The sequence below is a fragment of the Zoogloea sp. genome (assembly GCF_017302315.1).
Taxonomy (GTDB): domain Bacteria; phylum Pseudomonadota; class Gammaproteobacteria; order Burkholderiales; family Rhodocyclaceae; genus Zoogloea.
This window is the reverse complement of sequence record NZ_JAFLDT010000123.1, coordinates 1-8,613: the sequence shown is the minus strand read 5'-3', so window position 1 is coordinate 8,613 and position 8,613 is coordinate 1. Positions and strand designations below refer to the sequence as shown.

Genomic DNA, 8,613 nt, shown 5'->3' with positions numbered 1-8,613 from the left:
GGCGCAGACCCACATGCCTATCAAGCTGCACCCACAGATGTAGCAAAGATCGCCAAAAGCAATGTGTTGATCCTCAACGGCGTGGAGTATGAACATTTCATTGAATCGCTGTTGGAGAATGCAGGTGCGGAAGTCGCGCTTGCCCGAGCAGCGCAGGCCGAACAGGGTGCGCAGGGCATCGAGCAGGGTGGTCTTGCCGGAACCGTTGGGGCCGACGATGGTGATGATCTGGGCGTCCAGGGGCAGGTTGAAGCGCCGCCAGTAGTCCCAGTGGACCAGTTCGAGTTGCTTGATGTGGAACATGCTCAGTCGTCCTCGGCGGCGTCTTCGGGGGGCGTGAAGGCATCACCGGCGGGGGGCGGATGGCCGGCGCGGGTGAGAACCTCGCCAAGGGTGCCGTAGATGATGCGGTCAGCCAGCAGGCGGTAGTCGAGGAGCACGTCGAGGAGCGGGCCTTCGTGGATCATGCCGCCCTTGCGCTCAATGAAGCCGAGCTGGGCCAGGCGCGACAGGAGCTTGCCCTGCACGTAGGTCTTGTGGCCGAGCACGGGGGCGAAGTCGGCCAGCAGGGAGGCCTCGGACAGGGCACCGGAGACGCCCTCGCCGTGTTCCAGGGGGCCATCCTTGCCGAACATGTCTTCCTGGCCGTCATCGGCGAGGCGCTGGCGATTCACCTGGCGTTCGCGCTTGGGCAGGATGATCAGGGCCCAGATCACCACCAGCAGGGCGAGCTGGTCGCGGGTCAGGCCGGCATTGCTGGCGGCGTATTCGCGGCTGGCGCCGAACACCGGTTCGTGGACGTCCTCGGCCAGGGCCACGGCCACGTGTTCGGCGTAGGGATTGTCGATCAGTTGAAGCCCGACAGCGCCCAGGCGGGCGTCGAGATCAACACGGAAGGCTTCGTCCACCAGGGCGCGGCGCACCAGGGCGTCGCTGCGGGGCAGGCTGCGGTTGGCCAGCAGGCGGGCGGTGAGGGTCCGGATCTGTTGTTCCATCAGGCGGGGTCGGAGAGGGAGTCGGTGGCGTCGAGGACGGGGACGGCTTCGGCGGCCGGCAGGCTGCCCTTGGCACCCACCAGACCGGCGGACATGGCGGCGATCTCGTCCTCGCCAAGCTTGACGGTGCCCGCCTCGAACAGCACGTCGAGGGGCAGGCGCATGAATTCGCCAATGGGGCCGTCGGCGGGGGTGGCGCCGCCTTCGCCGCCACCGTCGGCCAGCAGGGCAAGCAGGGACAGGCGGTAGGACGCCGCCGGAAAACCGCCGCCGGCCACCAGGCTGGCCAGGGGCGCCGGCGTGCTGCCCGGCTCGGCCAGACGGGCCAGGCGTTGGCTGAAGTGTTGCAGCAGGCGCAGATCTTCCTGCTCGGGGGCGCGATTGCTGGGGGCGTCCTCGGCGGGGGGCAGGGCGGTGTCGGCCTCGATCCGGCGGGCTTCGTCGGAGAGGGCCAGCTCGGCCCGGTCGAGGAGTTCGTGGCCGCCCGCCAGCAGGGTCAGCTCCGGTGCCATGGCAAGGGCGCCGGTGGCCAGTTCGGCCAGGGCCGTGCCATCCAGGTGGCGCAGCCAGCCGGCCACGTCGCTGGAGGAGATACCCGAGCCGCCCAGGGTGACCCGCTGGGCCTCGATCTTGTTGAGGGCACGCTGGAAGGCGGCGTCCACCCGGGCCAGACGCGACTGGGCCAGGCCGATGCGTTGGGCGACCCGGGCCAGGTCGAAGGGCACCTCCGGATCGGCCAGCAGCCCGGCCATGACTTCGGTGCCGCGCTCGATCCAGCGGGTATTGGCGGAGAGGCGCCGGCGGGCGTCGGCGATGCGAAACTCGGAGCCCGAGGCGATGGCATCCTCGAAATGCCAGGCCAGGTCGTTCAGTTTGCCAAGCAGGTGGCCCAGGGCCTCCGGGGTGACGCTGCCCACGGCCTGCAGGCCGGCCAGCTGGGCGGTAAGGAAACCCAGCTCCAGGTCATCCTCGGTGCTGAAGCTGACCAGCATGCCGATGGCGGCGACGGCGTTGCGGCCCAGGTCGGACAGGGCATAGAGGTTGTCGTCACCGATCTCCAGCAGGCCGTTGCCGCGCAGCCGGCGCAGCACGGTCTCGAGCTTGACCGGGTCGAGGAAGGCGAAGCGCTGGCGGAGTTGCTCCGGACCCCAGCGTGGCGAGTCGGTCTCACGGCCGATTTCGCGTAGTACCAGGAGGCGCATCAGCACCTCGGCCTCGCTGCCGTGGAACAGGGTGCTGAAGGCGGACAGCAATGGCCGGGCCTTGAGCAGGGGGGCGAGCTCGGGCACGTCGTCGGCGACGACACCCGGGGCCAGCAGCTCTTCCAGACGGACTTCGGTCATGGGCGGCTCAGCGGAACAGGGCGAGGGCGGCGATGCGCCGGTCGATCTCGTCACTCATGCGCTGGTAGGCGGGGCCGCCCACGCCGCCGAATCGGCGCTGGAACTCGCTGCTCATCATGGCTTCGGGCAGGCCGGTAATGGGGGGGAGCAAGCCGGCGTCGGTGAGCCCGCCGCTGACGGCGGCAGCCAGCCGCCGGGGGTTGTCGATGGCGAGCTCGCCCAGGCGGGTGCCGGCCCGATCGGCGGCCAGATCGGCAAACGAGAAGCCGCTGCCTCCGCGGGCATCGTCCACCTCCTTGCCGAGGCCGATGGCGCTGGCCAGGGGCTCACCGGCCCAGGCGGCGAGGGCCGCCGAGACCACGAAGTGCTGGGCCAGGTCGGGCCGCCCGCGCAGGGTCAGCGTCAGCGGGCGGGGCTGCGGCCACTGGCGGGCCTCGGGGATCAAGTGGGCGATGTTGCGTCCGGATAGCTGGAAGGCAATGACCAGCAAGGCGTCCCGGTAGTTGCGGCTCTGGTCAGCATCAAGCTTGCTGGCATCCTGGAGCAGGGGGCCGAGCACCTCCGCCAGGGGAATCTGGCGGCGCCCGTGGGCTGCGCTGTCCATCTGGCTGACCAGGCGCGTGTGGGCGGCGGCAAGGCGGTCGCGGTCTTCTTGTGAAAGGGCGCGGGCGCGGGCGGAGTCGAGGATCTCGGGTTGCCAGGTGTAGTGCAGGCGCAGCTCGCCCGGGGCAATGGCCACCTGGTCGATGGTCTTGCGCAGGATTTCCAGATCAGGTGCCAGGCTGGAATGGCGTGAGGCATAGAGCAGTGCGGCACCGAAGAGGCTGCCGGGTACCGGGATGGAGCCGACCCGAACCTTCTGGAACTCCGGACCGTCAGTGCCGATGACGACCCGGGTACGCAGGTTGAGGTAGCGCCCCAGCGGCGTCGGGGGAATGGCTGCGGTGTAGCGCAGTTCGGCGGCACCGTCTTCCAGATTGACGGTGGCGCGGCCACGGCGCACGGCGAGATTGACCAGGGTTTCCAGGTCGCGGGCGGCCACCCGGGTTTCCCGGTGCTCGTCGCGCTTCAGGCGACGCGGGTCGTTGCGCCGGATCAGATCCTTGGCGCGGCTCACGTCTTCGGCAGAGACGGGGGCGTCACCGGTGACCAGCGGTTCGTCCTGGATGGCCCGGAAGGCCAGCAGGACAGCCGTCGCCAGCAGGAGCAGGAGGATGATCACCAGGCTGGCGAAGAGGCGCTTCATCACTGCTCCCGAGCGGGCAGGGCTCAGACGCCCTGCTTCAGGCTGGCCTGGATGAAGCCGTCCAGGTCGCCGTCGAGCACGGCCTGGGTGTTGCCGACTTCATAGCTGGTGCGCAGATCCTTGATGCGGCTCTGGTCGAGCACGTAGGAGCGGATCTGGTGGCCCCAGCCGATGTCGCTCTTGGCGTCTTCGAGCTTCTGTTGCTCGCTCTGACGCTTGCGCAGCTCGGCTTCATACAGGCGCGCGCGCAGCATCGACCAGGCTTCGTCCTTGTTGCGGTGCTGGGAACGGTCGTTCTGGCACTGCACGACGATGCCGGTGGGGATGTGGGTGAGACGCACCGCGGAGTCGGTCTTGTTGATGTGCTGGCCGCCCGCGCCGGAGGCCCGGTAGGTGTCGGTACGCACGTCGGCCGGGTTGATGTCGATCTCGATGGAGTCGTCCACCTCGGGGAAGACGAAGACCGAGCAGAAGCTGGTGTGACGGCGCGCGTTGGAGTCGAAGGGGCTCTTGCGGACCAGGCGGTGGATGCCGGTCTCGGTGCGCAGGAAGCCGTAGGCATATTCGCCGCCCACCTTGATGGTGGCGCTCTTGATGCCGGCCACTTCGCCTTCGGATTCTTCGAGCAACTCGACGTTGAATCCCTTGCGCTCGCAGTAGCGCAGGTACATGCGCTCAAGCATGCCGGCCCAGTCCTGGGCCTCGGTGCCGCCTGCGCCCGACTGGATTTCGATGAAGCAGGCGTTGCCGTCCATCGGGTTGTTGAACATGCGGCGGAACTCGAGCTCGCCGACGCGGGCTTCGAGGCTGGCCACGTCGGCTTCGACGGCCTGCATGGTGTCCTCGTCCTCTTCCATGGAGGCGAGTTCGAAGAGGTCCTTGCCGTCGGCGAGGCCCTGCTCGATTTCCTGCAGGGTCACGACCACGCCTTCAAGGGTTTTCTTTTCCTTGCCAAGCTCCTGGGCCTGGGCGGCGTCGTTCCAGATGTTCGGGTCTTCGAGCTGCTTGCTGACTTCGATCAGCTTTTCTGCCTTGGTATCGTAGTCAAAGATACCTCCGCAGTTCGAGCTCCCGGGCCTTCAGGTCGGCGAGCTTGTTGGAGATGGCATTGAGGCGTTCTGCTTCCATGATCGGGGCCCTGGCTGGTGCGGGAAAACCCGACATTATCCCGGAAACCGCCGTTGGGCGCATCCGTTGCTGAAATGGGCAGTGATTGCGGCTTCGGCGGTCTGCAATCTGTTTGTAAAAAAGCGATTCTGCGTATGCATCTGGCTACAGGTCACAGATTTGGTGTCGAGAACGTCACAGTCTGCCCGGAATGCCATAAGGAAAAAGAGATGCGAAAGAACTTGCCCGTCATTCAGCAGGAATACTCCCTTGAACCCGGGGCGGCCATCATCAGCCGGACCGACCTCAAGGGTCGTATCGTTTCGTGCAATGACGAGTTCGTGCTTGCCAGTGGTTTCGAGCGCGCTGAGCTGATCGGTCAGCCCCACAGCATCGTGCGTCATCCCGACATGCCGGAAGAGGCGTTCCGGGATCTGTGGCAGACCATCGTGTCCCGGCGTCCGTGGAGCGGCATCGTCAAGAACCGGCGCAAGAATTGCGGCTACTACTGGGTGAAGGCCACCGTAACACCCCTTTCCGATGGCTCGGGCTATATGTCGGTGCGCGTTCAGGCGAGTCGAGAGGAGATCGCCGCCGCCGAGTCCCTGTATGCCCGCATGCAAGGGGAGACCCGCATCAGCCTGGACGAGGGTGAGGTGGTGCAACGGCGTGGCGCATTGCGCAAGGCAGCCTGTGCGATCACCGGGCCGTGGCGCAATTCGGTGACCTTCCGGGTGCTGTCCGGTCGTTGCAGTGTCCATTCTTGCCGTCACCGCCTGGGGGGCCGCCAATACCATCCACGACAGCGGTGTGGACGGCGAACGTTTCAACCGCATCGTGCAGAGCAAGGATCTCCTTGCCGACATCCTGCCACCGCCCAGCTATATCGTCGAAAGCCACCTGGTCGCCCATGAGATGCGTGACCAGCGGGGGGCGGAACTTGACGCCAGTCGCGCCCGTCTTGTGGCGCTCAAGGGGGAATTCGACAAGCGCTACGCGTTCTGGAGCGCCAGCGCGCTGCCCGAAGATCTGCGGGCCGAACTGCTGGATCACTCGAAGCGGCCGATCGACGAATACTTCAGTCTCGCCAACGGCCCCTATTTCGAGGCGCTACGCAGCGCCGACCTTGCGCAGGCAACCCAGGTGCTGGGCCGTTTGCGCAGCCTCTACCAGACGCACCGGGAGAGCATCGACCGGGTGGTGTCGCGAACCAATGCATGGAACGAGGCACTGATTGGCGAGTCGCGGGAGCATGTCGCCGATGCCCGCCTGACGCTCCTTGCCACGGTGCTGCTGGCTACCCTGGCGTGCGTGGCGGTCTCGCTCCTGGTCGCCCGTTCGATCCGTCGTCCCCTGGATGCCGCAGGCAAGGCCGCCGAGGCCATCGCCGCAGGCAACCTCCTCTGCGTCATGCCCCGGGCCGGCCATGACGAGATCGGCGGGCTTGTGGTCCGCCTTTCGATGATGCGCAACACGCTGCACGAGATTGCGGCCGCGATCCGCCAGGAGTCTTCCCTCATCACGCGGAATCTGCGCAACATGGAGCAGACCGCCCAAAGCAGCGCGGATGCGGCCGAGCAGCAGTCGGGCTTCGCCACCTCCCTCGCCACGGCAATCGAAGATCTGTCCCTTTCCATTGACCGCATCAGCCTGCATGCGGGCGAAGCCCATGCCCTGTCATCCGAGGTACGGGAGCGCTCGGCGGACGGTGAGCGGGTGATCGAGGCGGTATCCGGGGAGATCGAAGGGGTTGCGCGTTGTGTCGAGACGACGACACATACCGTGGGGCAGCTCGAGAGCTTCTCCACCGAGATCGGCAAGGTGGTGCAGGTGATCAGCGAGATCGCCGATCAGACCAATCTGCTGGCCCTCAATGCGGCCATCGAGGCGGCAAGGGCAGGGGAAACCGGCCGTGGTTTTGCGGTGGTGGCCGACGAGGTGCGCAAGCTTGCGGAGCGCACCGTGGCCTCCACCCGGGAAATCACGCTGATGATCGCCAAAGTCCAGCAAAGCACCGGCAGCGTTTCGGATGAAATGGCCGCGAGTATCCACCGCGTCCAGGACAGCGTGCAGAGCGCCTGCACTGCCGGAGAGTCCATCGGCCGGATTGCAGCCAGCTCCGGTGCAGCCCTTGAGGCGGTGGACGGCATCACCCTCGGCCTGGGCGAGCAGTCAGCCGCGGCGCAGGGGATCGCCATGCGTGTGAAGGAGATTGCCAGCATCTCCAGTGAGAACGCCGCCCTTGCCGCCGAGATCCGCAATGTGACTAGCAATACAGCCCGGCTTTCAGACGAACTGCGCAATCTCACTTCACACTTCCAGGTCGCCTGACGCGAAACCGGCGCGACGGCTCACGTTGGGACGAGGGTGGCGCGGCCGGGCTGTGTCAGCGTTCCTCGGCTTCGGGTTGCACGTTCCGTACTGGCGCGGGCGGGAGAAGCGACGCCGACGCCTTGCCCTTGCAGGCCAGGTGGCGTTGCCGGCAGCGATTGGCGCACAGGAACTCGGTGTTGTAGTCACCCTTCGGGCAGCCGATCAGGCAACGGGTGTTGGCGTTGATGCACTCGGTCAGCGTGGTGAGGGGTGTTGATGGCCGGCGACCGCCGCCTTCCTCGCCGGGCTTCCCCTTGTTCGCCTTGGGCATGAGCCGGAAGGTGCCTGCCGAATTGCTGTCCTTGCGGGTGGAGGTAATGGCGTAGTTGCCTTCAAACAGGCGGGGATGGCAGGTACCCGTGAGGCGCAGCACATTGCCTGCGTTGATCGGGGCACGTAACGTGCAGTGGCCGGACTCACTTTCCCCCGATGCAATCGGCGCCGAGCCGGCCTGGGGTGGTCCGGTCCGGATATGGCCGACGAAGACGCCGTGCAGCTCGCGCACTTCGACCGTGATGGGGATGGGCGCTTCGAACGACTCCGGTACCAGGTAGCCCTCATAGACGGCTTCCAGCGGGGTAGCGCTGGCCGCCGGCCCGAGGAGAATTCCGGCAAGGCCGAGGAAGAGAATGCGCAGGGCTGACAGGAGGGTCATGGCATGGGCAGGAGGGGTTGGGGCAAGCACCGCAGGGGCGAAATCGGGCCGTGCCGCAGGTCTATTCACACATTATCAGAATGCCTCGTTGGGCCCCAGGTAGCGCCACTGGCCCGGCGGCAGGTGGCCGAGCATGACCCGGCCGATGCGCACCCGCTTGAGTCCCACCACCTTCAGCCCCACCAGCTCGCACATGCGCCGGATCTGGCGTTTCTTGCCTTCCCGCAGCACAAAGCGTAGTTGGTCTTCGTTGAGCCAGCTGACCTTGGCCGGGCGCAGGGCCACGCCGTCGAGGGACAGGCCGTGGTTGAGCAGCTTCAGTCCTGCCGCGTCAAGCGTGCCTTCGACGCGCACGTGGTATTCCTTCTCGATGGTGGAGTCGTCGCCGATCAGTGCCCGGGCGATACGCCCGTCCTGGGTGAACACGAGCAGGCCGACGGAGTCGATGTCGAGTCGCCCGGCGGGTGCCAGACCGTTCTGGTGGGTGCGCAGGTAGCGGGTTTCAGACGGGTCTTCGGCCCAGCGGTTGTCGGCGGTGATCAGCACGCTGGCCGGCTGGTAGCCGTCCTCGGCCTGACCCGACACGTAGCCCACCGGCTTGTTGAGCAGGATGGTGACCCGGCGGTCCTGCACAGTCTGGCCCCGTCGGTCGAGCTCCACCTGCTGGCCCGGCTTGACCCGGGAGCCCAGCTCGCTGACCACCCGGCCATCCACGCGCACCCAGCCTTTCTCGATGTACTCGTCCGCCTCCCGGCGGGAACACAGGCCCAGTTCGGTCATGCGCTTGGAGAGGCGGATGGAGCCGTCGTCCCGCAGGGGGGACGGCGCCGGTGCCGGACGCGGCTCGCCACTCCAGGCCTTGCGCTCATGGCGGGGCGGGCGCTCGCCGTCGGG

General features: G+C 66.9%; 8 protein-coding genes and 1 pseudogene. 2 read left to right on the top strand and 7 right to left on the bottom strand.

The window, feature by feature from the left end:
• Window positions 1-126: 126 nt before the first annotated feature.
• From J0L98_RS21700 to prfB, 5 genes and pseudogenes are all read right to left on the bottom strand, one after another.
• A pseudogene (locus tag J0L98_RS21700) lies at window positions 127-303 on the bottom strand (ATP-binding protein); the annotation flags it as partial.
• A gap of 2 nt (window positions 304-305) precedes the next feature.
• The gene (locus tag J0L98_RS20465; RefSeq protein ID WP_296413947.1) at window positions 306-995 is read right to left on the bottom strand and encodes a hypothetical protein; all 690 of its coding nucleotides are present in this window, start codon (window positions 993-995) and stop codon (window positions 306-308) included.
• Window positions 995-2,338, bottom strand: a complete 1,344-nt coding sequence (locus tag J0L98_RS20460) for a hypothetical protein (RefSeq protein ID WP_296413945.1) — start codon at window positions 2,336-2,338, stop codon at window positions 995-997. Before J0L98_RS20460 ends, J0L98_RS20465 begins: the two co-directional genes overlap by 1 nt.
• Window positions 2,339-2,345: 7 nt before the next feature.
• The gene (locus J0L98_RS20455) at window positions 2,346-3,584 is read right to left on the bottom strand and encodes a hypothetical protein (RefSeq protein ID WP_296413943.1); all 1,239 of its coding nucleotides are present in this window, start codon (window positions 3,582-3,584) and stop codon (window positions 2,346-2,348) included.
• Window positions 3,585-3,607: 23 nt separating this feature from the next.
• A protein-coding gene (prfB, locus tag J0L98_RS20450) for a peptide chain release factor 2 (protein ID WP_296404669.1) occupies window positions 3,608-4,712 on the bottom strand; the annotation gives its coding sequence in 2 pieces (ribosomal slippage) (window positions 3,608-4,630 and window positions 4,632-4,712; 1,104 coding nt in all).
• A 53-nt stretch (window positions 4,713-4,765) separates the two neighbouring features.
• Between prfB and J0L98_RS20445 the strand changes: the two genes are divergently transcribed.
• On the top strand, window positions 4,766-5,605 hold the full coding sequence (locus J0L98_RS20445; RefSeq protein WP_296413941.1) for a PAS domain-containing protein: 840 nt from the start codon (window positions 4,766-4,768) through the stop codon (window positions 5,603-5,605).
• Window position 5,606: 1 nt separating this feature from the next.
• The gene (locus J0L98_RS21695; RefSeq protein ID WP_365955204.1) at window positions 5,607-7,022 is read left to right on the top strand and encodes a methyl-accepting chemotaxis protein; all 1,416 of its coding nucleotides are present in this window, start codon (window positions 5,607-5,609) and stop codon (window positions 7,020-7,022) included.
• Window positions 7,023-7,077: 55 nt separating this feature from the next.
• Here the strand turns inward: J0L98_RS21695 and J0L98_RS20435 are convergent, their stop codons facing one another.
• Both J0L98_RS20435 and J0L98_RS20430 read right to left on the bottom strand, forming a co-directional pair.
• Window positions 7,078-7,719, bottom strand: coding sequence for a hypothetical protein (locus tag J0L98_RS20435; protein WP_296413940.1), 642 nt, complete (start codon window positions 7,717-7,719; stop codon window positions 7,078-7,080).
• A 75-nt stretch (window positions 7,720-7,794) separates the two neighbouring features.
• A partial coding sequence (locus J0L98_RS20430) for a pseudouridine synthase (protein WP_296413939.1) occupies window positions 7,795-8,613 on the bottom strand: 819 nt, incomplete at its 5' end.